19 protein-coding genes are annotated in these 25,536 nt (G+C 62.1%); 1 reads left to right on the forward strand and 18 read right to left on the reverse strand.

The window, feature by feature from the left end; translation table 11 throughout:
- Positions 1-98 precede the first annotated feature (98 nt).
- On the forward strand, positions 99-1,673 hold the full coding sequence (locus PI87_RS19355) for a TIGR04222 domain-containing membrane protein (RefSeq protein ID WP_039599327.1): 1,575 nt from the start codon (positions 99-101) through the stop codon (positions 1,671-1,673).
- 72 nt (positions 1,674-1,745) lie between these two features.
- On the opposite strand, the gene tssA is transcribed toward PI87_RS19355, so the two are convergent.
- From tssA to PI87_RS19445, 18 genes are all read right to left on the reverse strand, one after another.
- Positions 1,746-2,819 (reverse strand): type VI secretion system protein TssA, encoded by a 1,074-nt coding sequence (gene tssA, locus PI87_RS19360; RefSeq protein WP_039599328.1) that lies wholly within the window; start codon positions 2,817-2,819, stop codon positions 1,746-1,748.
- A 33-nt stretch (positions 2,820-2,852) separates the two neighbouring features.
- Entirely contained in the window at positions 2,853-3,260 is a 408-nt protein-coding gene (locus tag PI87_RS19365) for a hypothetical protein (RefSeq protein ID WP_232314036.1), read from the reverse strand.
- A gap of 195 nt (positions 3,261-3,455) precedes the next feature.
- A complete protein-coding gene (locus PI87_RS19370; RefSeq protein WP_039599330.1) occupies positions 3,456-4,055 on the reverse strand; it encodes a hypothetical protein in 600 nt (199 codons plus the stop codon).
- Positions 4,056-4,162: 107 nt separating this feature from the next.
- Complete coding sequence (locus tag PI87_RS29630) at positions 4,163-5,104, reverse strand: DUF6708 domain-containing protein (protein ID WP_232314037.1); 942 nt, start codon at positions 5,102-5,104, stop codon at positions 4,163-4,165.
- Between the two features lie 280 nt (positions 5,105-5,384).
- Positions 5,385-6,623 carry a hypothetical protein gene (locus PI87_RS19380; protein WP_052321624.1) on the reverse strand — a complete coding sequence of 413 codons (1,239 nt, stop codon included), beginning with the start codon at positions 6,621-6,623 and terminating at the stop codon, positions 5,385-5,387.
- Between the two features lie 80 nt (positions 6,624-6,703).
- Positions 6,704-7,777 carry a hypothetical protein gene (locus PI87_RS19385; RefSeq protein WP_039599331.1) on the reverse strand — a complete coding sequence of 358 codons (1,074 nt, stop codon included), beginning with the start codon at positions 7,775-7,777 and terminating at the stop codon, positions 6,704-6,706.
- Between the two features lie 85 nt (positions 7,778-7,862).
- Positions 7,863-8,924: a hypothetical protein gene (locus PI87_RS19390; protein WP_052321625.1), complete on the reverse strand. Its 1,062-nt coding sequence runs from the start codon at positions 8,922-8,924 to the stop codon at positions 7,863-7,865.
- Between the two features lie 2 nt (positions 8,925-8,926).
- Positions 8,927-11,818: a T6SS effector BTH_I2691 family protein gene (locus PI87_RS28170; protein WP_052321626.1), complete on the reverse strand. Its 2,892-nt coding sequence runs from the start codon at positions 11,816-11,818 to the stop codon at positions 8,927-8,929.
- 10 nt (positions 11,819-11,828) lie between these two features.
- Positions 11,829-12,953 carry a DUF4123 domain-containing protein gene (locus tag PI87_RS19400; RefSeq protein WP_039599381.1) on the reverse strand — a complete coding sequence of 375 codons (1,125 nt, stop codon included), beginning with the start codon at positions 12,951-12,953 and terminating at the stop codon, positions 11,829-11,831.
- Positions 12,954-12,970: 17 nt separating this feature from the next.
- On the reverse strand, positions 12,971-15,730 hold the full coding sequence (locus PI87_RS19405; RefSeq protein WP_039599332.1) for a type VI secretion system Vgr family protein: 2,760 nt from the start codon (positions 15,728-15,730) through the stop codon (positions 12,971-12,973).
- Between the two features lie 11 nt (positions 15,731-15,741).
- Positions 15,742-18,453, reverse strand: a complete 2,712-nt coding sequence (tssH, locus tag PI87_RS19410; RefSeq protein WP_039599333.1) for a type VI secretion system ATPase TssH — start codon at positions 18,451-18,453, stop codon at positions 15,742-15,744.
- Positions 18,454-18,496: 43 nt separating this feature from the next.
- The gene (tssG, locus tag PI87_RS19415; protein ID WP_039599334.1) at positions 18,497-19,588 is read right to left on the reverse strand and encodes a type VI secretion system baseplate subunit TssG; all 1,092 of its coding nucleotides are present in this window, start codon (positions 19,586-19,588) and stop codon (positions 18,497-18,499) included.
- Positions 19,552-21,402 (reverse strand): type VI secretion system baseplate subunit TssF, encoded by a 1,851-nt coding sequence (tssF, locus tag PI87_RS19420; RefSeq protein WP_039599335.1) that lies wholly within the window; start codon positions 21,400-21,402, stop codon positions 19,552-19,554. Before tssF ends, tssG begins: the two co-directional genes overlap by 37 nt.
- A gap of 71 nt (positions 21,403-21,473) precedes the next feature.
- Positions 21,474-21,947: a type VI secretion system baseplate subunit TssE gene (gene tssE / locus PI87_RS19425; protein WP_021193543.1), complete on the reverse strand. Its 474-nt coding sequence runs from the start codon at positions 21,945-21,947 to the stop codon at positions 21,474-21,476.
- Positions 21,948-22,033: 86 nt separating this feature from the next.
- Complete coding sequence (locus PI87_RS19430) at positions 22,034-22,537, reverse strand: Hcp family type VI secretion system effector (protein WP_039599336.1); 504 nt, start codon at positions 22,535-22,537, stop codon at positions 22,034-22,036.
- 111 nt (positions 22,538-22,648) lie between these two features.
- Positions 22,649-24,133, reverse strand: a complete 1,485-nt coding sequence (gene tssC / locus PI87_RS19435) for a type VI secretion system contractile sheath large subunit (protein ID WP_039599337.1) — start codon at positions 24,131-24,133, stop codon at positions 22,649-22,651.
- Entirely contained in the window at positions 24,126-24,638 is a 513-nt protein-coding gene (gene tssB / locus PI87_RS19440) for a type VI secretion system contractile sheath small subunit (RefSeq protein ID WP_039599338.1), read from the reverse strand. Before tssB ends, tssC begins: the two co-directional genes overlap by 8 nt.
- 35 nt (positions 24,639-24,673) lie before the next feature.
- Positions 24,674-25,303, reverse strand: a complete 630-nt coding sequence (locus PI87_RS19445) for a hypothetical protein (RefSeq protein WP_442965502.1) — start codon at positions 25,301-25,303, stop codon at positions 24,674-24,676.
- Between the last annotated feature and the right edge of the window lie 233 nt (positions 25,304-25,536).

Genomic DNA, 25,536 nt, shown 5'->3' on the forward strand with positions numbered 1-25,536 from the left:
CCGGTGATGAATCATCCAAACCCAGCAACAATGGTGAAGAACCGCCTGACCGCCAAGAAGCCGAGCAAGGCGCGCCCACTGCGATCGATCAGCTACCTATGACATCGGCCCCTTCCTCCGCCTCCCCCGATCCCGCATCCGCGCCCCAGGCCACCCTGACCGACGCGGAGCGCGACGCCTGCCTGCTTCGGTTGAGCCAGTATTCGCTCGATGCGCCTGATGCTCCGATGCCTTTCAGCAAGCGTCTGGCAGAAGCCGAAGGGTGGTCGACTCTGTTCACGCTGACTGTCATCGAAGAGTACAAACGTTTCGCCTATCTGGCGGTGCACGCGGGGCACCCGGTCACGCCGTCGGAGGCGATCGATGCCGCGTGGCACCTGCATCTGCAATATTCAAAGGACTATTGGACGGTGTTCTGCGCGGACGTGCTGCGTGCCCCGCTCCACCATGCGCCGGGTATCGGCGCGCCGGACGAAGACGACACCTACGCACGCCACTACCAGCAAACGCTCGACAGCTACCGCCGCACGTTCGGCGTTGAGCCGCCTCCCGATGTTTGGCCGCCGCCGCCCGAGCAGGAGGACAGCACGCCGGAGGAGTATGGCCGCGCTTGGCGTCCACGCAACATTGCCCCGCCGCCGCCCATCGCGCCTGTGCGTCGGATCATGCCGCTCGTGTGGCTCGCGATTGGCGTTGGCCTCATCGCCGTCACCACGCGCGCTGCGCCGGATGTCGGTGTGCTGGACTATCCAGGGCTGCGCTTTCTTGCGTTCTATCTGGGCGTGTGCGTGATCGCGTGTCTGTCGATCCGGGGCCTGCACCGGTTCACGTACACGCGTCGCCCGCAAGGCGTGGCGCTTGGCAGCGTGCCGCGCGCGCTCACGCCTGACGAGGCTGCACTCATTACCGGCGACGCTTCGCGAATGGCGCAGGTCGCAACGCTGGCGCTACTCGACGCGGGCGCGATCCGCATTGCCTATCCATCGAAGAAAGGCCGCGACCGCAATATCTACGTGGTCGCAAATGCGGAGCAAGCACCCGAGCGCCATGTGAGCGCATGGGCATGGCTAACCCGACAAAAGCAGCACCGCTCGCCATGGCCGAGCTTTCGGGACCAACTCATCAACGAAGCATCCGACATGGCCGCTCGGCTGCAAGGCCAGGGATGGATGTGGACGTCCGGCTCGATGCGCGCAACAACGCTGGCTGCATGGGCGATTGTGCTGCTGGTACTCGGGCTCGGTGTGGCGAAAGTCTTTGTCGGCCTGACCCGGGATCGTCCGGTGATGTGGCTGCTGATCGAAATGGTGTCGTTCGGATTCGCGTACTGGTGGTTGACCGCACAACTGGCCGGCGTGGGAAGCGCAGGACCGACTGCGACAGCGGATGCCGCACTCGATGCTTACCGTCAGCGCGGCCAGCAGGCGTCCGATGCCAGCTGGTCGAAGACCGATCTGCTGTGGATGACTGCGTTGGGCGGTACCAGCGTGCTGGTCGGTACCGCCTGGGCCGGATACCGATCGATGATGGGCGGGCCGGGAATGCCCGTCGGCTCCGGTGGCTCGGGGGGCGATACGTCGAGCAGTTGCAGCTCAAGCAGCGGTAGCTCGAGTAGCTGCAGTTCAAGCAGTTGCGGATCGAGTGGGTGCGGCGGTTGTTCGAGTAGTTCATAAGCCCCCTCGATCAAAACGCCCGCCTCAGACCCCACGCCAAGCTTCACGCTTGGCTGGGGCCGACACAAACGATCAGCTCGCGCTATCCGGCGAAGGGTCGCTCATGCCAAGCAACTCTTCAATCTGCGCGAGCGTCGCATCATCCTTGACCACCGTGCGCAGCCAGGCGTGCAGCGGCATGTCGCCCCACTTGGCGGCGCGTGCTGCCAGATAGGCCACGGGGCTGTGCGGCTCGGTCTGGCGGAAGAACTCTGCCACCTGGCGCAACTGATCCAGCGCTTGTGCACGCGAGCGAATCGGGCCGACCACGGTGGCAACAACTGCGTCTTCTACGGGTTGCCCTGCGGCTTGCGATGTTGCCTTGGTCTCCACTGCGGCCGGCTTGGGCTCAGGCTTGCCGCCAAAACGTTCGACCAGTGCACGCACCGTCTGTAACGTCTCGCGGGCTGCTCGGAAGCTCGGGGCATGATCCCCTGCACGCCCGTCGAGCACGGATTGCAGCCGCAACAACGCGGCCCCGCAACCGACCACGTCGTCATGCAACGTCTTGTAGAACGCGGGCGACGTTGCCCGCTTCGCCACTTCAAACTGCTCTTGCGTGACCTTGCCGCGCGCGAGCTCATCCGCCTGATCCGGATCGCGACGAATCGCCTCGACCAGGCTGGCGGCAACCTCCCAATCAACGAGGTTGTAGCCCCCCTTGGAAGCATCCACCAGCGGCACTTCGCGGATCAACTGGCTCGAACGTGCGGCCAGCCACGCCATGCTGCCTGTGCGGGCCTCGGGGTCGTCCGCCTCGGGCAGCGGATAGATGTGTTCCCAATACTGTTCACACAGGCCCGAGATCAGCTCATAGCCCTCGCGCAGGCCGGCAAAGCCACGCTCCTTCGACAGGGCCTCGGTCAGCCACGCAAGCAGCCGCAGATCCTTCGTGCGGTTCTGCAGCAACGACGTGCCTTCAGTGATCACAGCGCGCCAGTCGGCCTCCTTGATCTCGGTCACCCACTCGCCTTGGTCGAGCGATGGGTCATCGAAGCGGCGCGCTTCCTGGATGCTGTCGAATTCTGCGGAGAAGAGCATGTCTTCGCCGCAAGGTTGGGCGCCGGGCAGCGGGGCCAGCAATTGTTCGAACGGAAGAGAAGCCATGGTCAGAAACAGGTATGCAATACGGATGAACGTTCAGGGCTTGGCGATGCGGCAATCGGTCAAGGCAAGCGTCAGGCCAACGAACTGCCGGTTCAGGCAATCGAGCGTGATGTCCTTGCTGGGCTTGTACGCCGAGAGCTTGTTGTCGGGAAACACAGCCTTCAACGCGTCGCGCTGGTCATCTTGGAACGGCGCACCCACCTTGAGGTCTTCGGTCACAGCCAGTGTGTTCAGGCTGTCATCAGACAGCGGATACACCTGCCCCTTGAACTCAAGGCGACGACCGTCGTACTTCTTGGCCGCGCCAGTCGCATCCTTGAAGTATTCGGTGAGGACTTGCCGATACGAAACCTGGAGGGGTGCGTCGTCGCCTGCCAGTGCGGGGCCGGCGATCAACGCAGCGAGGATCGGGGCAGCGGCAACGCGAAGCAATGGGGCCATGTTGGTGCGTTTGAAAATAGGGCAATCCTCGCTTGGCTGCGATTGGATTCAACGGTGCTGATGCTACTCAGGGAGGGTGGATTTGGGGGGATTGTTTCTAAATCTTCATATGAAGATTGCGGCACCCGGAATCACCCGAAATGCGGTCAGCAACGGGCTGACCCGCGTCCGGCGCCCACTCCCTGAGGCGCAGAGCTACTGGTCGTACACGCCCAACAACGACATCCCCATCCAACTTCTTTTCATCGAGATCAGGGCAAGCCTACCGTCGTCGGCACGGGTACCGTATTCGCTCGTACCACTCCAACTGAACCGAAGGGTCTCTCCTTTTAGCGGCCCCTCCAGAAACTCGTATTCAACCTCGGTGCGGCCAATGCTTCGATTGCTTTTCGGAGAAACAAACGTGCTCAAGCGCCTTGCCTTCACTATCGACCCCTCGCCGTATGAGGCGTTGTACAGATTCATCAGGGTGCTGCCGCCGAACGTGACGACGACAATCGCGGTGGCAAACAGCACGGCGTTCATTCCGTCCGTCACCTTCTCAAACTCCTTTGCAACGTCGGCATCATCAATCCGGCTTGCGATGATGACCTGCGGGATCAGGCACACCATGAACCCAGCGATGACCAGCGGGTAACGCAGCCACCACCATCGCGCGCTTTGCACGCCGCTCAGTGGATAGGGGTCTGCATAGCCAAAACCGATCAGGAAGAGCGCTGGGAAGACGATCAACAAGGTGATCACCGCGCCAACGATGGCGATTTCACCGGGTGGATTATCTGGTGCGTCAGACATTCTGTTTCATCGGGATACATGTGTGCTCGGATGGAGTTGTCACGTGCACACTAAACGGTATGCCACCGCCAAGGCTTCGTCTTGCGGCGATGCTTTGGCAACGTGCCTCACGTGGAAGTCACCGCACTCGCTTGGCGTGGTGCAGCAGGTTCTAGTCCACTCAGTCGCTCCACCTCGGCCGCACTCAATGCAGGGCCTCCCGCAGCAGCAATCACGTCCGGCGGAAACGGCATCGACGTACGATTGTTCACTGGCTTGCGCAACCGCTCGCCCCGCAGGATGGATGGACCGTCTTCCTCCATGTAACGGCGGACGTGCTCCCAGACCTGAAACAAGTGCTCGTCCACGGCAGCTTGGTAACCGATGGACACGTAGTCCTTCACCGCCATCAGCCCATCCTTGTTTGGCTCCCCCCACTGCAACACCATCCAGAAAGTCCTGGAGTACCGCACCTCCATTTTGTAGGTACGCAGCTTCAGCGTATCCCAGGACTCGGTGTACACACCAGAGTCCGTGAACTGCCAGAACTTAAAGAGCTTAGGGCGAGCTGGCCGAATGAATGTCACCGTTCGATCTTTTCGATTGAACAGGATCGGCCAATCTGCCGGCGTTCGCACGATCGCGTTAAAACCCCAGATCACAGGAAGAAAAAGCGATGTATTCAGCAGTAGTAGTGGCCAAGTCCAGGGATCACCAATATCTGCCCAAAAGAGGTTGAGATTCGCCAACCCCATCCCAATCGGGAAAATCACGATGAAAAACCAAACCACCATTCGAGTGAAGCTGCCTGGCAGGCCAATAGACAGACTGTGTGGCGAACCGACTGCAATTGCATTGGGATACACCGCGACAAGGCAATCGCGCGTGCGCGCTGTCTCATGCGTAGGAACGCGGCTATCGTCCGGCGCTACACGCCACGGGTCCAGATATGAGGGGACGACGGGCTTCAGCTTGTCTCGATTCTGGAAGTACGGATCAGGCTTCTTCCAAAGTTGGACCAGCACCGCGTAGCCAGCGGGCGCATCAGGATCTTCGTATTCATTAGTCAAGTCTGTGTTCCTGCCGGCAGGCGTTCCACCGTTAGATCAATAGCGAAAGTAGACGGAGCCATACTCCCCGAGGTCATCTGGCTTGCGTTAGGCATTGGCGGATTTGACCAGAACGGCATTGCTAAGGGGCCCAGCGACTGGCACATCTTTTCCCGCCAGGCGCACGCAGGGCATCCGTTCGCAGACGTTGAGCGTTGTGTGCCCCAAGGAGACGTAAGCACTAATGCGGGCATAGCTGAACGCCTTACTACCCACAAGAGTCCAGAAACCGTGCGACCAGTCAGTGGTTGGGCTCTGAAGCTGGACTGCTTTCCTCCTGCGGGGCAGCAGGCCGTGCTTGCTTGTCCTTCGCACTCTGAATTTCTTCCAGACGTTCTGCCACCTCGTCGCCCTTGAGGAGTGCCACTCGAGCGCGCACGGTTGCATTCACGTACTGATGCGCAAAGCCGTCACTCACGCGCCAGGTCTCGCCATCCTGAACAAAGTCAAAGTCGCCTTCCATGACTTGCCACTCGGATTGACCCAGCGCGGACAACACGATATCGCGATACTCGGCTTGTACCCGGCAAGACCACTTGCCATTGCCAAGTGCCTCGCAATTGTTCAGGGGCTGCACATTGCGCACGGTGCGCGTGTCGGTTTCGGGGGGCTCCCCACGCATCTCACGCTTGCGCTTGCGCGCTGCGTCGAACGCATCCTGTTGGAGTGGTCGGGTCTGTTTTGTGAAGTCGTCCACGCCGTTTGTGAAGGCCGTGCGCAGGCGAGAGGCGCCGGCGGGCTGGCCGAGCTTTTCGTCAATCTGACGATACCGGGCACGTAGAACGCGCGGGTCTTCTCCCTTCACCAACATCTCGCCGCTCTTGCCCGTGGGACTGACGCTGTAGCCCATGGGCACCGCCATATCACCGATCTTGACGGTCGCTGTACAGCCACGTGAGCGCTCTTCCTTGAGGTAGCCCACTTCCTTGACGTCTGAAAACTGCGCCGACAAGTAGTTCACAGACGCGGACTCTGCCGATCGAAAGGCATCCTTCGTGCTCTGCATGAACGCGGCGCTGCGAAACGCCTGTTGCACACGAGCGTCGTCGCACCCTGGCGTTGCATCGGGTGCCAATACATACCATGCAGCAGCTACGGCCAAGACTGCACCACCGCACAACCAGAGCCAGCGCGGTCCCGGGAACATGGCGTCCAGCATGGCCTTGTCCGATTGCTTCAGGAGCTCCTTGTTGTATGCCTCGGCTTCGCGCTGCACTGCTGCATGCATTTGCTGAAGCGCCTCTACGCGTGCGGCGTTGCCCGCGAAGCCGGCCTGTGAGACCGACAGCGCTTCGATTTCCTCCAGATCCTCGTCGGACAGGATGTCCTCCATGCGCAGCCAGATCAGGGCCTCGCCTGCATTGGGAAAGGGTTCGCTAGACAAGGCATACAGCCGCTGACAAGCGAGATCGTGTTGCTCTTGATTGATAAGTCTGTCGGCGAGCAGGCCGTCAAGAATCGGTGTAGCGGCAGTAGCCATGTATCGGGGGGTATTGGAGGAAGGGATTACGCGGCTTTCAGACCGAACTCAGCGTGTTGGGTCTTGGCAATTCGCAGCCATTACTTTCTTGTTGACACCCACCGCAGCGGCTCTTCCGGCCCGATGCCACTTTCGCGACGCTTATGACCGCAGTCGCTGTTCCACGCCTTCGGGAACGTTGGCCAATAGCACAGCCATTGACCCAAGCTGTTGAGAAATAGGAAAGGCAGCGGCAGCAACCGACCGATGAGCGAAATCTTGGCTCTTCTCGGATCAGGTTCGCCCAGTAGTTCTGCTTGGCGAATCTCTGGGTCCATCTCGTCTTCCCAGTAGTGCTGCATCATGGAACTGCGCCCCTTACGCCGCCAGTGGCTGGCCTCGGGCTTGGGCACGGCGTGCATGCCTTCTTCCATGAAGCGGCGAATGTACTCCCAGTCACTGATGCCGGATTGCCATTGACCCACCCACAGCAGTTCTTCGCCCTTGCGCTTAGGGTCGTCCGCATCCAGCGGCGGCCAGTACAGCAGCAGGCCTCGAGTCATCATGAAGCCGCCGCTAGCGTTGGCGCGGGCCTCTCGTAGCTGGGGGTCGTGCTGGTACCCGGGCTTCAGCTTGAGACCGCCGGGCGCACGCCAATAGGGGTGAGCCTGCACGCAATCCCAATCGAGCACGACGTTGCCACCAAACTTGCGCGGGCGAAGAACGTAGACCTTGCGCGTGGTGCGGTTAAAGCGATAGCGCGCACATAAGGCCGTCAGCATAGTAGCGCGCAGGTAGTTGTACCAATAGACGGCTGCGGCGAAGAGGGCAAAACCAAAAAGCGCGACAGCCACGGTATTCAATAAAAAATCGTTGTCTTTCCCTTGAACCGTGTCGCATAGAAGCGCAAGTGCCGCTAAAAACGGAACTACCACCACCACCGCTAACAAGAAGCCAATCATGACGGCCATTGCCCGATCCCGCATCGGACTGCCCCACTCAATGAAATGCTCATTGAAGTCAAACAGCTGGCGTGCGTTCAGATACGGTACGTCCACCGGCTCCTTAGGGCCGTACAGCTTGGTGTACTCGTGGATATCACCCACGATTTCCACGGCTGCCTTCCTCCCGTTCGCGCGGCGGTTCCAGGTCAGGGCTACGGGTGCCTCAAACATGCTCAGCCGCCTTTACTCGCGTCGTCACCAACCCCTCATTCGATAACAACGCCGGTACCCAATTCAATGCAGATCGATTCGATTCTCACGCCGGAACTTTCCACCGCAACGGTTCTTCCGGCCCAATCCCATCCTCGCGGCGTTTCTGGCCGCAGTCGCTGTTCCACGCCTTCGGGAACGTTGGCCAATAGCACAGCCATTGACCCAAGCTGTTGAGAAATAGGAAAGGCAGCGGCAGCAGCCGACCGATGAGCGAAATCTTGGCTCTTCTCGGATCAGGTTCGCCCAGTAGTTCTGCTTGGCGAATCTCTGGGTCCATCTCGTCTTCCCAGTAGTGCTGCATCAGGGAACTGCGACCCTTGCGCCGGTAGTGGCTCGCCTCAGGCTTGGGTACGGCATTCATGCCCTCTTCCATAAAGCGGCGGATGTATTCCCAATCGCTAATACCAGACTGCCATTGGCCCACCCACAGCAACTCCTCGCCTTTGCGCTTGGGGTCATCAGCATCCAGTGGCGGCCAGTACAGCAGCAGGCCTCGAGTCATCATGAAGCCGCCGCTAGCGTTCGCGCGGGCCTCTCGTAGCTGGGGGTCGTGCTGGAAACCGGGCTCCAGCTTGAGCCCGCCGGGCGCACGCCAGTAGGGGTGCGCCTGCACGCGATCCCAATCGAGCACTACGTTGCCGCCAAACTGACGCGGGCGAAGGACGTAGACCTTGCGCGTGGTGCGGTTGAAACGGTAGCGCGCGCAAAGAGCGGTCAACTCAGTGGCGCGCAGATAGTTGTACCAGTAGACGCCAGCGGCAAACCAACCGAATGCAAGTAACCCTATGCAGAAAAAAACCGAACCGGTGGTGAATCCACTACGAGACTCTCCGGTAAAAAAAATCGCAAGAACCGGAATCAAGACCAAGAACGCGGCTGATATCGAAAGCATAACTGCCATCGCTCGATCCCGCGTGGGACTACCCCATTCAATGAAGTGCTCATTGAAGTCGAACAACTGGCGCGCATTCAAGTACGGCACATCCACTGACTCCTTGGGCCCGTACAGCTTGGTGTACTCGTGGATGTCACCCACGATTTCCACCGCCGCCTTCCGTCCGTTCTTGCGGCGATTCCAGGCCAAGGCTACAGGTGCTTCAAACATGTCTAGCTTCCCTTCTTCGCATCATCGGTGGCCTCGTCCAACTTGCTGAGCATTTGCGCCTTGCTTTTGTGTGGTGATGGTTTGGCAAACCACTGACTCCAACTGCCATCGGTATTGTCGTTGTCGGTGCGGAAAGGCTGGGCACGGAACCAGTCCTGCCACAGCTTGGGCTTAAGTGTTTCGATGGCAATCGTGGCGACTACTGTGACAACGATCCCCACCATGTTCAGACGTGCGACCAAAGTGGCCATTTCGATGGTGACCATACCGATGCCAACCCCGGTAATCGTGGCCACAGCCCCTACTGCGCGGGCGAAGTAGGCACGACCAAGCCAAGACTTATCATCATTAAATGCCCGCCACCCATCAAACACATCCAACCCCACCACTACCACTGAGCCCGCAATGGTAAACCGCCCTGCCGCCTGCCTGAGCTTGAGCAGTTGCTTGATCGCCACCGCATCGAGCTTGGTGCCTTGAGCAAATGGCGCCACTACAATCTCGGCCCCTTTGACCTCGGTCACCACCGTCTTGAACACCATCTCCTCGCACATGGTGGTGCGCAAGTCTCGGAAGGTACCCACCAGTGTCAGGTATTGGCCAGTGGTTTCCATCGCCGTCCGGGGATCCATCTTGATGCCCGCCTTGGCCGTGCCGCCCACCAACGTGCCGAAAGCATCGGCGATGAACAGCAGACCGCTCACGCGCATCTTGCCCACGATGCTCTTGGTGCCGCTGCTTTCCACTGCCTTGTCCAACTTACGCTGCAGGCTTGCTGCCTCAGCCTGCCACTCGCGTGGCCCGCCCACGCCGACCTTGGTTGTTAGCTTCGGGTTCTTGGCAAGAATCTTCTCTACCTGCTCTTTGCGCTGGGCAAGCAACAGTCTTTGCGCATCGCTGCCAAAACCCTGTGCAAACGCCAGCGCCCGAGCGCCCAACAAGGTCTTTTCCTTTTCAGTGCCGCCCGCGCGCGCCGCTACCAACGTAGCCGCAGCAAACAGCACGGAGGACCATCCTGCACCCGCAGCCGCCTTGATGGCTGACTGCACATCATTGGCGGCTTTGAGCCGCTCGCTGACAGTCGTAGGCGGCTTGTCATACAACTTGTTCATCTTGTCGGCAGACTTGACCACCTTACCCCAGCCCGCCACCATCGCGATCATGGCGTCCAGTTGTTTCAGTTCCAGTTCAGCCGGATCACGCTGCTGTCCGGCGTTGGTATTGGCTGCGGCGGAGAAGTTCAGCTTCTGGCACGCGTTGTATACCTCGCTGCTCACCGCCGCGTTGTTGCAGCCAACCACGCGAGCCACCAGATTGTCGCGCGCGTAGGTGAATGGGTTCTTGGCACCCAGATAGCGTCGGCCCGTGTTGGAACTGTCCAAATTCAACAGCGCTACCGACAAGTGGAGCGCAAAGCGTTCACCGTCGCCACCTAGGTCGGGGTCTTTGCCGTTGTAGCGTTCGAGCACGCCGCGCATGGCTGCCGCATCCAGCCAGGCGATCAGATCGCGGCTCAGGGCATCTAAGCGTTCATCCAGCGCTTTCAGTTGCGGCTGGAGTTGCTCCTTGTTGAAGGCGTCGATCTTCGATTGATCGAACAGCTTGCGCGCTTCGGTCAAGGTGTTCTTCGGGTCCGCCACCTTGCCCGCATCGATGTCTGCCTGCTGCTTGCTGATTTTCGCGTCCAGTCGTGCAAGCACTTCAGCCCTGGCTTGATCCGGGCTGATCGAGCGATACGTACCGTCCGGCTGGCGCTCCATTCTGCTCGGCACGAAGAGGTTGCGATCGCTGACCAGCTTCCGGTGATCCTTCAATGCTTTCAATTCGGCGTTCTGCGACTGGGTCAACCCCTGCTTCATGGCACCCAGCAGGTTATCAATCGAACCAGCAGCGGAAACCAACCAGCCATTAGTGAGTTTGGGGAAGTCGGTGAGCGGCTTGGCCGGCGCGCTGTTCATCCATAACTCGTAGGGCGTGGCCATCAACGGAAGACACATCGACAGGGTCTGCGCGATGCCGATGGGATCTGCGCAAGCCACCACTGCACCCTTATTCTTCTGCAGGAACTCGGCCATCTGCTTCAGACGCTGTCCGTGGGCTTTATCGTAGGTGGGCCCTTTGTGATTGACGACGGTTGTCAGCTTGTTGCCGGTCGGTACCTTGACGCCCATCATGCCGGCGGTGCCGGGAGCATCCTCTTCCTCGTCATATTCAACAGCTTCTTCCCAATCACCCCAGCCACGCTCAATGGGGTCGCTGCCCATGAGGCCGAAGAACTGGCCTTCCAAGGCATCACAAACTGCCTGATTTCCCAGCGCCGCAAACTCCGGCACCTGGGTGGCGAGCTTGTCAGGGGTGCAGGTGTGAGTCTGCGAGGTTGTTCCTTTAGCCCATGCGGCAATGTCCAGCTTCTGCATGTATTGATCTCGCTTAGGCTCGATCTCATGCATCAAGTGCTGATAGTCAATGACGTCGGGATGAAAGAGGTAGTGAAATTCGGTGACGTTCTGAGCGTCAGGAACCCATATCAGGGAGTTATTGGCTTGGCGTGCGTCGCGCGCGCAGGCCACCTTCGCCTGCGCAGTTTCCGGCTGCGAGACCGTGAATTGCATCAGGTAGCCGTGCGGATGCACCGCAAAGCCCCACCATTGGGGCGCGCGATAGGCAGGATTGACGAAGCGCACATAGAGATAACCGGTGCGCAGCATACGCACCCCGTAGACCGCAGTCTTGATGTCTACCCCACCCGGCTTGCTTTCCAGGGGTTTGATGGGGGCCAACTTTCGCAACGCCGCCATGCCCTTGTCTTGGGCGCTGTAGGCCGCCGCGTAGCGGGTGAAGAGGATGGGCAGGCCCTCGCGTTTGCAGTTTGTGCAGGGTTTTTCGCACGGCATGATCGATCAGCTACGGTCTGAATAGGGTTTGCGCGCTCAGCCACGCGCTGGTAAAGCGTGAGCCCGGTTGGCTACGCATCTGGTGCAAGACGTGTTCAAGCGCACGCTGGTTCTGTTGGTCTTCCCAATCGCGCGCGTGGGCATGGGTCGCCTGCTCTTCGCCGGGAAGCAGCCATGACAGCGCAATGAAGGCCTCAAGGTCTTGATCATCGAGCCCAAGACGCTGTCCTTGGGCAATGGCGGCGGACATGGCAACGCCGTCTGGCTGCTGGTCCATAGGAACCTTTACAGACGCCAGCGCGGCCCAGCTTTGGTGCCCCCAAGGGGAGGCATGCGCTGCCTGCCACTGCCTAGCACTCATCAGCCGGTTCAGCATCAGCGCTTCGGTCTGCGCATCCTGTATCGTCGGCTGCTCTGCCTTGAACCAAACAGGGCTGGGTACGGTGCGCGCATCCGAAGCCATCAACTCTTCCTGCGCCCACGGCCCCCACGGCTGCATCAACGTCCACCATGCCTGCATTGGACCGAGCCACGCGCCTTGCTGCGTGGCACTCAATTCCGGCCACACACGCTGCATGACACGCGGGTCCTGGTAGCGGAACAGCCTTGCAGCGCGGTCGCCCGGGGGGTACTGGAGGCCCAGCTTGGCCAGGTGTTGCGCAACCGAGGCGGCGGAATCCGCGCTGGCGACTACCGCACACACATCCTGCCGCACCAGCCTTTGGTAAGCCTGTTGGTTGGTTGCCAGCAACCAGCGGGCCAGCGTTTCCTGCGCCTTCACTTGGCCGAAGGTGTCCGCACTACCATCAGGTAACGCGATGTCGGGCAACGGCACCACGCAGGGCGCTTCCCCCTCCCGGCCCGCGTAAAAGGCATCGGGCACCGCCACACGCTCAGCGACGGCTTCAGGCCAGGCATCAGACAACTCGACGGCGAACTGGCTGCCGTCCCAACGGTCAAGCAGCAAGTAGACACGCAGGGGCCGGTCTTCAGGGGCTTGCCGCCGCTTGCGTGCGTGATAGTCGGCGGCAAGCGCTTCGCAGAGCGCGATCGCGTCATGAGGCGCATCACTCGCCTGTTCGCTAACTGGGTCCAGCAGCACCTGCTCAAGGTCCGCCAGCGTGCGATGGGGCATACCACTCATCTCCCGGTTCAACGCGACACCGAGCCAGCACCACTGGCAGCGGCGCTGCTTTCCTGCATGCCGCATCCTTTCAGATTGCCGCTGGCCAGCGTGTTATTCACCGCCGCCCCACCCGGCCCCACAAACTGATGCCCTGCCCCCTTAAACGTCACCATCCCAGGCGCATGCAACTCAATCGTGCCGTTGGCCACCTTGATCTGCGCACCGCCCGCATTGACGAGCACGTACTGCTTCGCCTCAGCCGTCACGTTGCCCTGCGTGGACGCCACCGTCACGGCCTTCTCTGCCACCAGGTGGCTCTCGCCCTTGAGGCTGCTCAACCCCACCTTGCCACTGGCCGCATGCATAGCGATACCCGGTGTTGCATCCCCAGCCTTTCCGAGCGATTTTCCGTGCGCGTACAGGCTCAGCCCCTCGGCCACGGCAACGGACAGGTTGCCGCCCACCGCCACATTCGCATCCTGCTTGGCGGCCAGCGTCACCTGCGTACCGGCAACGATCACCGCATCCGCTGGCGTGGTGGTGACGATGCCCTTGGGCGCGGAGATCTGCAGATGCGGCTCGCTGTAGGCAACCGCTTCGGCGCCTTCGCCAGCGCTTTCTGCATGACGCAGGACTTCGGTGGTGTGGCGCAGTTGCTTGAGTGCAGGGAGTTCTTTCGCATCAGGCTCATCCGCCAGGCCGGCCTTCTGCTTCTTCGCTGCATCGGCCAAGGACTCTGCCCACTCGCTTGTCGCTTCGATCTGGCTGGCGGCAGCTTCACTGTCCTGCAATGCGGCATCGGTGCCGGCGCTGTGTGCCGTAAGCAAGAGGCCGGCACCCGCACGCACGCTGCCGCTGTCGTCGGTAGCGAGTGCTGCACCGTGGCCAAGGTCCGCCTGACGCGCGCTGTCGATCTGTTCCTTGTGATGCCCCAGCACCAGGCCAGTAGCAGCCTGCGTGGTGCTGAGCTGTGTACGGCCCTGGCCTGCTGTGTCGTCAAACACGAGTTGGTTGTAGCCGGACGAACCGGCCTGGCTGCCGGCCAGCGCCTGCGTCTTGATGCCGGAGAGCACGGCGTTATGGGCGTACGCACCCTGACTCTTGCTGTCGCCCGCAAACCATGCGGGTGCATTGCCGGTGGCGCCAGCCGCGCCGGCTTGGTTCTGGTTGTACTGCGCGTCGGTCTGGCCAGTGCCGTTGTAGGCAGCGCCCACCACCACAGGGCGGTCGATGTCACCTTGCAGAAATTCCACCAGCACTTCCTGACCCACGCGCGGCAGCGCCACGCCACCCCAGTTGGGGCCGGCCACGGCAGCGGCCACACGCACCCAAGCGCCTAGGCCCGCGCTGGCGCGCGCGTTGTCATCGCCGGCCGGGTGCGATTGGCGGCTGGCTGAACGCGCACCACGCTGCCAATGGAATTGCACCTTGATGCGGTGGTCGCGGTCGGTATGCACGGGGCCATCCGCACCAACAACCAATGCAGTCTGGCTGCCGTTGACGGTCGGACGCGGATGCAGCGCTCGGCCTTGCGCGTCGCTCTGTTGCGGGCGCACAGGCACGCTGTCGCGCACCACGGTGAAGTGGTTGCGATAGAACGTGGCGTCGTCACCAGCACCTTTGTTGTCACCGGCGGCCAGCGCATCACCGCCTTTCAATGCGCCCAGCGTCTCGGTCAGCACTTGCCCGAAACGGTCATTGAAGTTGTTACGCGCCTGGTGCGTGACGGCCAGCACGGCAAAGCGCTGGTCGCCTTCGTCGTGATCAAAGTGGTCGGTCAACTTGAAGCGCGTGCCAGTGGACAGCGTACGGACGCTGCCTTCGCCGTCGAACTGCTTGTCGCGCAGCTCCAGCGCTTCCATCATCAGCCGCGCGACGCGCTGCGCCTGGTTGTTGTCTTCAAACCAGTACTGGCCAGGGTAGTCCGTGTCTTGCAACACCAGTTGCGGGCCGTCGCTACCTCGCTGCTGTGCGCCGAGCTGCGCCGTGCGCTTGGCGTTGGTGCGGTAATCCCAGCTTGCAATCGACACGGCATTGGTCTGCCAGCGGCGCGTGCCCTGCCAGCGGTCGATCACGTCTTCGGTGGCGGTGGTGTCGGCACGGCCAAAGCGGATGCTGGCTTGTGCGTTGTCGGTGAACACGTCATTCGCATCGGCGATGACCATGCGGTGCACGCCCAGCGCGTCGCCGTCCTTGGCTTCGTGCTCGAAGAAGTAGAACAAGCCCTCTTCCGCAAGCAGGCGCGTGACGAAATCAAAATCGCTCTCTTCGTATTGCGTGATGACGCTGCGGCGCGTGTAGACCGAGTTGTCGCGCAACGCCCAGCGCCACGCGGGCACCAGGCGGCCCTGGCCCTGGTAGTCACCAAACAGGCTGTCGATGACCTCGATGATCGACATGTCCTGGAACAGGAAACTGTCACGGCGATAGCGCAGGAAGGCCAACCACGGCTCGATCACCAGCCGATAGCGCACCAGGCCGCCGTTGGCGCCGAGCTGCTCAAAACGCGTGACGTGGCCGTGGAACGGGCGCAGCGTGCTGCGGCTTTGCTGCGTGAGCAGATCGAGCCGCACGGGCTGGCCGAGCAGCTTGGTCGAATCGATGTCGGCGTTATCGGACAGCGCCGTCAGCTCCAGCCGGAAGCCGCCTGCATCGATATGCTCGGCGGCGTCCAGTTGTTCGGGCAGCAGCACGTTCGGCCCCAGCGGCGTTTCCAGCCGCAGCAGGCGGTTGGCCTGAGTGAAGGCCGCGCGCAGCAGGTTTGCCAGCTCGGTCGGAGAGACCATGGTGTGCTCGCTTATTGAATGCGGTACTTGAACTCGCCGCTCTTGCCGACGCCTACCTTGATCTTCTCAACGCTGCCGCCTTCGGCCATGCGCGTGAGCACCGACTCGGCAATCTCCGGCAGCAGTGTGCCGTTGAGGATGTGATCAACCGCACGCGCGCCGGCATCCACCTCGGTGCAACGCGCGAGCACGGATTCCACCAGCGCGTTGTCCCACTGGAACGTGGCCTTGTGATTGACGGCCACGCGATCGCGGATGCGGCCCAGCTTGAGCGTGATGATCTCGGCCAGCACGTCGTCGGAAATCGGGTAGTACGGCACCACCTTCATACGACCGAGGAACGCGGGCTTGAACGCCTTGTAGAGCGTCGGGCGCAATTGTTCAGCCAGGGCATCGGCATCAGGCAGCTCTTCAGCCGCCTTGTTCAGGCAGGCCTGCATGATGTTCGACGAGCCCACATTGGACGTGAGGATGATGATGGTATTGCGGAAGTCGATCGGGCGGCCTTCGGCGTCGTCCATCTCGCCCTTGTCGAACACCTGGAAGAACATCTCCAGCACGTCGGGGTGCGCCTTCTCCACTTCATCCAGCAGCACCACGCTGTACGGGTTACGGCGCACGGCTTCGGTCAGCACACCGCCCTCGCCATAGCCGACGTACCCCGGGGGCGAGCCCTTGAGGCCCGACACGCTGTGCGCCTCCTGGTACTCGCTCATGTTGATGGTGATGAGCTTGCGCTCGCCGCCGTAGAGAATGTCGGCCAGTGCCAGCGCCGTCTCGGTCTTGCCCACGCCCGACGGGCCGGCGAAGAGGAACACGCCGCGCGGCTTGTTCGGGTCTTCCAGGTTGGCGGTGGCGGTACGCACGCGCTGTGCGATGGCATCCAGCGCGTGGTTCTGGCCAATCACGCGGGCGGCCAGCAGCGGCTTGAGGTTCAGCACCGTACGCAGCTCGTCCTTGACCATGCGGCCGAGCGGAATGCCCGTCCAGGCAGAGACGATTTCCGACACCACGTGGCCGTCCACCTGCAGCGGCACCATCGGGGTTTCACCTTGCAGCGTGCGCAGTTCGGCCAGCAGTTTGGCCAGTTCGTCCGGCTCATCTGCGGTGCGGGCACGCTTGGGCATCGACACCACGTTGCTGTTGGCCGCCACCGGCAGCGCGTCTTCTTCGCCCGCTTGCTCGGCACCGCTCTCGCGTGCTTCGCGCAAGGCCTGGATGCGGGCGACGAGTTCGCGCTCCTTGGCAAGGCGCTCGGTGTTCTGGGCGACGCGCTGTTCCAGTTCAACGCGCTGCGCGTTCAGGGCCTCCAGGCGCGCATCGTGCTCTGCGCCCACGCTCTGCTCGCGTTCGAGCGCGTTGATCTCGCCCTGCAGGCGTTCGAGCGTCTTCTGGTCGTCTTCGATGGCGCCAGGCGTGGCGCTCTGGCCGAGCGCCACCTTGGCGCAAGCCGTGTCCAGCACGCTAACGGCCTTGTCCGGCAGTTGGCGCCCGCTGATATAGCGATGCGACAGCCGCACTGCCTCGGTAATCGCCTCGTCCAGTACGCGCACGCCAAAGTGGCGCTCCATCAGCGGGGCCATACCGCGCAGCATGGAGGCCGCCAGCGGCTCGCTCGGCTCCTCCACCTTGACGACCTGGAAGCGGCGGGCCAGTGCGGCGTCTTTCTCGAAGTACTTCTTGTACTCGCTCCACGTGGTGGCGGCAATCGTGCGCAGCTCACCGCGCGCCAGGGCCGGCTTGAGCAGGTTGGCCGCATCGTTCTGGCCGGCCTGGCCGCCTGCACCGATGATGGTGTGTGCCTCGTCGATGAACAGGATGATCGGCTTCGGACTCTTCTTGACCTCGTCGATCACGTTCTTCAGGCGGTTCTCAAACTCGCCCTTCACGCTAGCACCGGCTTGCAGCAAACCCATGTCGAGCGTGCGCAGCGTCACGCCCTGCAGCGGCGGCGGCACGTCGTTGGCGGCCACGCGCAGGGCCAGACCTTCCACCACGGCGGTCTTGCCCACACCGGCCTCGCCGGTCAGGATCGGGTTGTTCTGGCGGCGGCGCATCAGGATGTCGATCACCTGCCGGATCTCAGCATCGCGGCCGATGACCGGATCGATGCGGCCGTCGCGCGCCGATTGCGTCAGGTCCACGGTGAACTGGTCGAGCGCCGGCGTAGACGACAGCGCCGCAGCAGGCTTGCTGCCGTCTTCGGCCTGGGCGGTCGCATCATCGGCGATGTCGACGGCCTGCTCCTGTTCATCCGAACCGGCGGCCATGCGCTCGAAATCGTGCTTGAGGCGGTCGACCTCGAACTTGGCAAACAGGCGTGACCCGCGCTCGGCCAGCGCCGACAGGCTAGGCTCAGTCAGTAACGCCAGCAGCAGGTGGCCGGAGCGGATGCGCGTGATTTGCGAGTCCAGCGAGGCGATCAGCCAGCCATGCTCGAACAGCTTCGGCAGGTACGGCGAGAACGCCGGGGTGCGCGTGTTGCCCTTCTGGAAGCGGCCAACCTCGGCTTCCAGATCACGCTGCAGCGCTGCCAGATCAATACCACTGGCACGCGCGGCCACGGCGAAATCGCTGCGGCGATTTTCCAGCAGCGCCAGGAACAGGTGTTCAAGGTCGACCTCGTAGTTGCCTTGCGCCATGCACAGCGAGGCGGCGCGCTCGGCAGCCTGCCGGCTGGTCGCGTTCAGCTTGGCGATCAGGGTCTTGAGTGGGATGGCCATGGCGGCAGGGCTCCGAAGGGTCGAGAAGGTGTGTGTGTTGGTGTCAGTGCAGCGGCGCGAGTGTGTAGCGTGCGTCGCTGCGGTCTTGCTGCGCGGGGCGCGAGCACAGGAAGGTGTCCCACCCGATCCTGCCGCTGTCTTGTGCGCCGAGCGTGCAGCCAGTCACGTCCTGCTGGCGCAGGATCAGCTTGATCTCAAATTCGAGCGTGGTGCCGCACAGGATGGTCAGCATCTTGCGCAGCGCCAGTGCGCCCGGCGCGCCGGGCAGAAAGTTGCGGTACTGCGCGCGCTTGAGCGGGCCAACCCACAGGCGAACGCGCAGGTCGCGCTGCCAGACGCGCGCGCCGGCCAGCGCCGTGGCGCCCAGCACGTTGCTCGTGCTACCCAGCCGCGTGTACTGCGATGCAGGCACGTGATACCAACCGCCCACGAACTGCTCCACACGCACCGGCGCCTGGAAGTAGTCCGCCAGCACGCGCTGCAGATACGCTGCGGATACCGGCCGATGTCGCACCGCCGTGGCATAGCCGGCGAGTGCCTCGTCGTGGATGGCGCCGGGCGTGCCAGCCAGATCGCTGCGCAGCGTCTTGTCGGCCGCACCTGCCAGCGAGAGCAACAGCGGCAGGTAGTGCTTGCTGTTGTCGACTTCGTACTGAAACGGCAGGCGATACTTTTTCCACGCGAGGTAGAACAGCGCCGTTGCCCGGTTCGAGAAGATGTCGAAGAACGCGCGGGCGGCGCGGTCGCGCCAGACCGACTCGCGCTCGGCAACGATCTCGGTGTAGCGCAGCGGCAAGGCACCCTGCCCGCCCAGCATGCCGAAGAACGTGGGCGTAATGGCCAGCGAGTCGAGTGCGCCGTCTTCCAACGCAGCCATGAAGGCCTCGTCGCTCTCCAGCATGGCAGGGTCAAGGCGTTCAACCTCGATCCCCTGCAGCTCGCTGGGCGGAAACGACAAAGACAGCGTGTTGCGAAAGCTCACCCGCGTGGCCAGTGCCTGCTCGGGCGTGGTGCCGCCACGGCGTGCAAAGAGCTGCTCCAGCAGCCGCACGGCCTGGAAGAACTGGTACCGGTGCGGCTGCTTGAGCAGCCGGCGGATCACACCAGGATCGATTCGCCGCTGCGGGGTGCGCATTTGACCAGTTCCTTGCCGCTGCGGCGCGACACCGCAATCAGCTGTACAAAGCTGTTCATGTGGACGTACAGGCCGAAGAAGTGGTCCAGCACGCGAATGAAGCGGTGCAGGCCGGTGCCGACAAAGGCGTCCTCGTCCAGCGTGAGGCGGATTTCCAGACCACGCACAAAGGTGGCGAACGGCTTGCCTGCCAGCCACTGCGTCGCCGGCTGGTAATCCAGACCCACGATGCCTTCGATCTGCCGTGCGGAAATCGCGCTGCGCGGCAGATCATGCAGGCGCAACATTTCCTTCAGGGTCGGCAGCCCGTTCTGTACGAGCGAAAGGTGGTTGAGCGCCAGCAGCGAGATCAACCGCCACTGCGCCGCGCGTCCGCCGCCAAACCGCATGGAAGGTGTCGGCTTGCGCAGGAACGTGATGTTGCGGGCAATCGAGCTGCCCTCCATCGACAGGTCACCATCGGGCTGACCAAACGCCAGCGTCGCCGGCAGGTCGCGATTGGTGCAAGTGACCGACAGGCTCAACGTATCGGTCTGCGGGCTGGCCGGGTCGAACTGCGTATCGACAATCGAGATCTCGGTCTCGAAGCCAGGGCTGCGCTGCGCGACCATCTCGTTGCGGCGGGCCAGCCAGTAGTGGCCTGCACGGCCCGGCTCTTCGCCGTGGTGCAACGAGTAGAAGGGGCGGAACTCCGTCACCTGCTCGTGCGCGGTGGTCTCGCGCACAAGCTGCACCTTGTCGATCGAATAGATGTCGAAGCCATGCGCGCGACGGCTGTCCGCCACCACCGGGTATGCACTGGCCGTGTGTTCAATGCGGATCGGGTCCGCCTTCTGCTGGAACAGGTTGACCACCGGCGTGCAGTGCAGGCGCAGATGCTCGGCTTGCAGGTTTTCGAGCAGACGCGCGGCGTGGGAATCGCTGCGCACCTCTTTCAGCACGAGATGCAGAACGAGCTTGCGCACCGGCGTGCCTGGCGTCAGACCGCGCCGCAGCGCCGCCAGATCGATGTCGAAGAAGTTGAACTTCTCCGAGAAGCTGAAATGCTCGGTCAGCAATCGATAGGCCGGGTGCGAACGCGCCGGGCAATCGATCAGGGATTGGTCTTCGGTAAAGCCGACTTCCAGCAGTGGCACGCCGGCCAAGCGCTTCCACACGCCAGTGCGCTCGCCCTCCACGTAAGCGGCGGCGGTATGCAGGAAGAGCGCATCCCCAAGCGCGGCCACGAACGACGGTTCGCCATCCATGTAGACACGCAGCTTGTCCAGTTGCAGCGACTCGAAGCCGCCACGCTCTCCAACGTGCTCCAGCGTGATGGCAATGGAACCGGTCGCACCCTTGGGCAACTGCACAGCAGCCGGTGCGGACACCGCACGCTCGAAGGTGGCCGAAGCCACCCGCACGGGCGCGAAGGTCACGTCGTACGCGGTGCGGAAGCGGCATTCCACCTTGCGCACGATGCGCGTGGTCAGGAAGGTGCCACGTGGAATCGTGACCGGGGCACTCAGTTGCGCAGCCACGCCACGCACATCGAAATGTGCCACCGAACACGAGGGAAACGGGCGCAGGTAGTGGGGGTACAGGACCTCCAGCAGCGCCTCGGTAAATTCGGGGTAGTCGTCGTCGAGCTTCTTGCTGACGCGTGCGGTCAGGAAGGCGAACGATTCGATCATCCGCTCGACATGCGGGTCGTCGCAGCCGTCGCCAGACATGGCAAGCCGGCCGGCGATCTTCGGATACCGCTCGGCGAAGTCGCGCGAGTACCGGCGCAGGAAGGCCAGTTCTCGTTCGTAGTAGGGCAGCAGCTCTTCCATCTTCCTTGCGGTCCGGTGTCGGTCCTGCTGCACTACCCGTTGTCAGGTATCGCTCAGGCCCGAAGGCAATCTCAACCGCGCCCGCGCGAAACGGAGTAGCGCAGCGTGGACGGTTGCAGCGTGGCGTCAAAACTCACCGGCTCGCGCGCAGGCCCCACCAGCAGCACCGCGCTGATCCCGAAGCACAGCGCGTTGGTCGCCCGCTCGTTGATCTCCAGCGACACGTTCACATGCTGCAGGCGCGGCTCATGGCGCTCGATCGCCTTGGTGAGCGATTGGCAGATGTAGTTGCGGTCGTAGAAGCTAGCGAGGCTCAGGCCGGCAAAATCGTTGAGCCCATAGGTGAGCAGCGACCGCTTGCACTCCGGCAAGCCATGCAAATCGTCCTCCTCAAACACGATACGTGTGTTGAGCAGGGATTCAATGTCGCGCGCGACCGTGCTCTTGAGTTCTTCAAGCGAGAGCTGGCGCAATGCCGTAGGCATGGGCGCGTGGGGCTCGTCGTCGAAGAGCTTGTCGAGCAGGCTGGGTTCGAAGCCTTTCATACTGCGGTTGCAGATGCCGATGCCAATGCAAGACGCCGCAGCGTACGGCTGCGGCGCTTGCAATCAGAACGCCAAACGTTAAAACGTTAGACCGAGTACGTCTTGTCGTTCTTCGTGAGGCTCCAGGCGCCTTGCGAGTTACCGCCCTGGCCGCCAGCGCCCTTCTGCTGCGTGTACTTCCACTGCACAGCGGCGTAACGCAGGCTGAACGTGTCGCTCGGGATGCCTTGGGCCACCACTTGCGAATCGACTTCGCTCAGGATGGCGTTCTTCAGCTTCACTTCGAGGTACTTCACGCGGTTGCCTTCGCCATCTGCGCGGAAGAATTCGATCGTGACTTCACCGAAGGTCGTGCCGCCCGAAGCGTGTTGGTACAGCAGCGGGCTGACCACATCCAGATCCTTCGAGAACACCATGTCGCGGTGCTCGCAGCGCTCGGCCGTGTGGCCGCCGGCGGTCGAAGCCGTGGCCGAACGCGGCTGCACGATGGCTTGCGACCAGCTGTTGATCTCGATCCAATCCTTGTGATCCTTGTCTTGCGACTCCCCCTTGATTGCCGGGCTGTCGAACTTGACGTAGATATCCTTCATACAGAGACCCTCTTCAATAGATAGGTTGTTGGTACTGCAATATGTAACGAGCGCAACGCGTGGTTAGGCCCGAACATTCCCCCCCGGGGAGAGTCCGGTCAGGAATGATGATTACGAGTTGGTCGGCTTGGGCAGATCGGCCACCAACCGCAGCGAGATCGAGAGTTCATCCAGCTGGAAGTGCGGACGCAGGAACGCCACCGAGCGGTACGTGCCCGGCTTGCCCGGCACTTCCGACACCTGGATCGACGCCTCACGCAGCGGGAATTGCGCCTTCTGTTCTTGCGTGGCGTTGTCGTCCAGCAGCACGTACTGCGAGATCCAGCGGTTGAGGAACGTCTCGACGTTCTTGGCCGAGGCGAAGCTGCCGATCTTGTCGCGCATCATCGCCTTCAGGTAGTGCGCCACACGCGACACCGAGAAGATGTACTGGAGCTGCGCCGACAACACTGCGTTGGCGTTGGCGCTATCCGTGTCGTACTTCTTCGGCCGCTGCACCGACTGCGCAGCAAAGAACGCGGCGTAGTCAGAGTTCTTGCAGTGCACGAGCGGAATGAAGCCGAGGTCGCTCAGTTCCTTCTCGCGGCGGTCGGTAATGGCAATCTCGGTCGGGCACTTGAGTGCGACTTCGCCATCGTCGGTCTTGAAGGTATGCGTCGGCAGGTCTTCAACCAGACCACCGCCTTCCACACCGCGGATGGCCGCGCACCAGCCGAAGTCTTCAAATGCAGCCGTCAGGCGTGCGCCGAAAGCCCAGGCGGCGTTGCACCACAGGTACTTGCTGTGGTCGGTGCCGTCCACGTCTTCGACAAAGTTGAAGCCTTCAACGGTGGTGCCGTCCTTCGGGTTGTACGGCAGACGGCCCAGGAAGCGGGGCAAGGTCAGCCCCACGTAGCGCGAATCCTCCGACTCGCGGAAGGACTTCCACTTGGCGTATTCCACCGTGTCGAACACCTTGGCCAGGTCGCGCGGCTTGCCCAGGTCGGCAAACGATTCAAGGCCCAGCAGCTCAGGCGACGACGAAGCGATGAACGGTGCGTGCGCGGCGGCGGCCACGTGCGCCATCTGCTCGATGAAGTACATGTCCTCAGGCTGACGCGTCACTTCAAAGTCGCCGATCATCGCGCCAAACGGTGCGCCGCCGAAGGTGCCGAACTCTTCTTCGTACACCTTCTTGAACAGCGCGCTCTGGTCAAACTCGATGGCCGTCTTGAAGTCCTTCACGAGATCGCGCTTGGTCGCGTTGAGCGCCTTGATCTTGATCGTCGTACCGGTCTGCGTTTCCTTGACCAGGTAGTTCATCCCGCGCCAAGTGGATTCCAGCTTCTGGAATTCCGGCGCGTGCATGACCGCGCTCAGCTGCGACGAGATCAAACGATCCAGCTCGGCCACGCGCGCATCGATCGTGGCAGACAGGTTGTCGGACACCACCACGGTGCCGTTGAGCACCTGGCTGGCGAGCTCACCGATGATGTCCTTGGCGCGCTCGCGCTCGGAGTCGGATTTGGCAACGCGGCTTTGCTCGACGATGCTGTCGAGCAGGCTGACTTCCTCGGCAACCGAGGCGCCCTGCGCAGCGGATTGGTTCTCAAGCATCCTCGCCCCCGTTTGTCTTGGCGCCGAGTTTCTTCGCGTTTTCCGTGTTCTTCAGCACGTCGGCCAACAGGTCTTCCAGCTTGTCGTTGCCGGCCATCTTGTTGCGCAGATCGGCCAGCTTGGAACGCGCCTCCAGCAGCTGGCGCAGCGGCTCAACCTGCTGGACCACGGCCTCGGGGCTGAAATCTTCGATCGAGCGGAACTTGAGGTCGACACCGAACTTACCGCCCGTTTCCGTCAGCGTATTGGGCACCTGGAAGGCGGCGCGCGGCTCAACGGCCGACATCACGTCGTCAAAGTTGTCGCGGTCGATGTTGACGAACTTGCGGTCGCGCAGCTTGGGTTGCGGCACTTCCGACTGGCCCGACAGGTCAGCCACCACGCCCACGACGAACGGCAGCTCTTTCTGCTCAATCGCGTCGCCAATCTCGACGTCATACGTCAGTTGCACGCGCGGCGGGCGCACCTTCTGCAGACGCTTCTGCACACTTTCTTTCTTGGCCATCTCGTTCCTCCACAGATGCGGGACTAGTGCAACGCTTAGCGCAGCGCGCCAAACGGATCGGCACTACCGCTGGCACCGCCGGTGGCGGCTGGAGCCGCTGCGCCACCATGGTTGGCAGCCTCGGTTGCAGCCGGAGCGGCACGCTTGACGACCGGGCGGCGCTTGACGACCGGCTTGGTGGCTTGTTGCTCACCCGGGAAGAGGACTTGCTCGCCCAGCGTGTCACGCAGCATCTTGGCCAGCACCTGTGCATCGGTCTTGACGTCGCCTGCCAGCGCGCTGTCAGCACGCAGCTCCTGCAGCGAACGGCGCGCCACGCGCAGGCCGCTCACAGCCAGGATGCTCTTGGCCTGACGGTCGCTGCCATCACGCTGCAGCGCTTCTTCTGCGGCCAGGATGGCCTGCGGATACTTTTCCGAGCCGAACTGGAGCTGGGCGATGCGCACCCACGGGTCGTCACGGGTCGGGTTGGCCTTGGCGATCTGCTGATACAGCTCGATGGCCTTGTCTTGCTGGCCACCCTTAGCGGCAGCCTCTGCCTCCGACATGCTTTGCTTGAATGCCTCGTCCGTTTGCGGGCCTGGGTTGCTTGTGGCGCAGCCTGTGATCAGGGCAGCAGCACCAGCCAGGACGATAAGGGAACGGAGAACGCGGGAAATAGACATGGAGTTGGCCACGGCGAGACTCTTCAAAGTTTCAAAGCGGTGCGTCGATATCCAATCATATTCGCCGGAATTGGCGAGTTAAATGTTGGTCTCGACTGGCGCGAAATAGTACACTCCGCTCGTTGAAGTTGACAACCATAAATGGATCATTAAGGAACCGAAACATTTCCTTTGAATTCAAGGCTTTGCAGCGCTCCACGACGGCAAACCACGATTATTAAGAAACCGAAACA

It is taken from the genome of Ralstonia sp. A12 (assembly GCF_000801955.1).
In the GTDB taxonomy this organism is placed as follows: Bacteria; Pseudomonadota; Gammaproteobacteria; order Burkholderiales; family Burkholderiaceae; genus Ralstonia.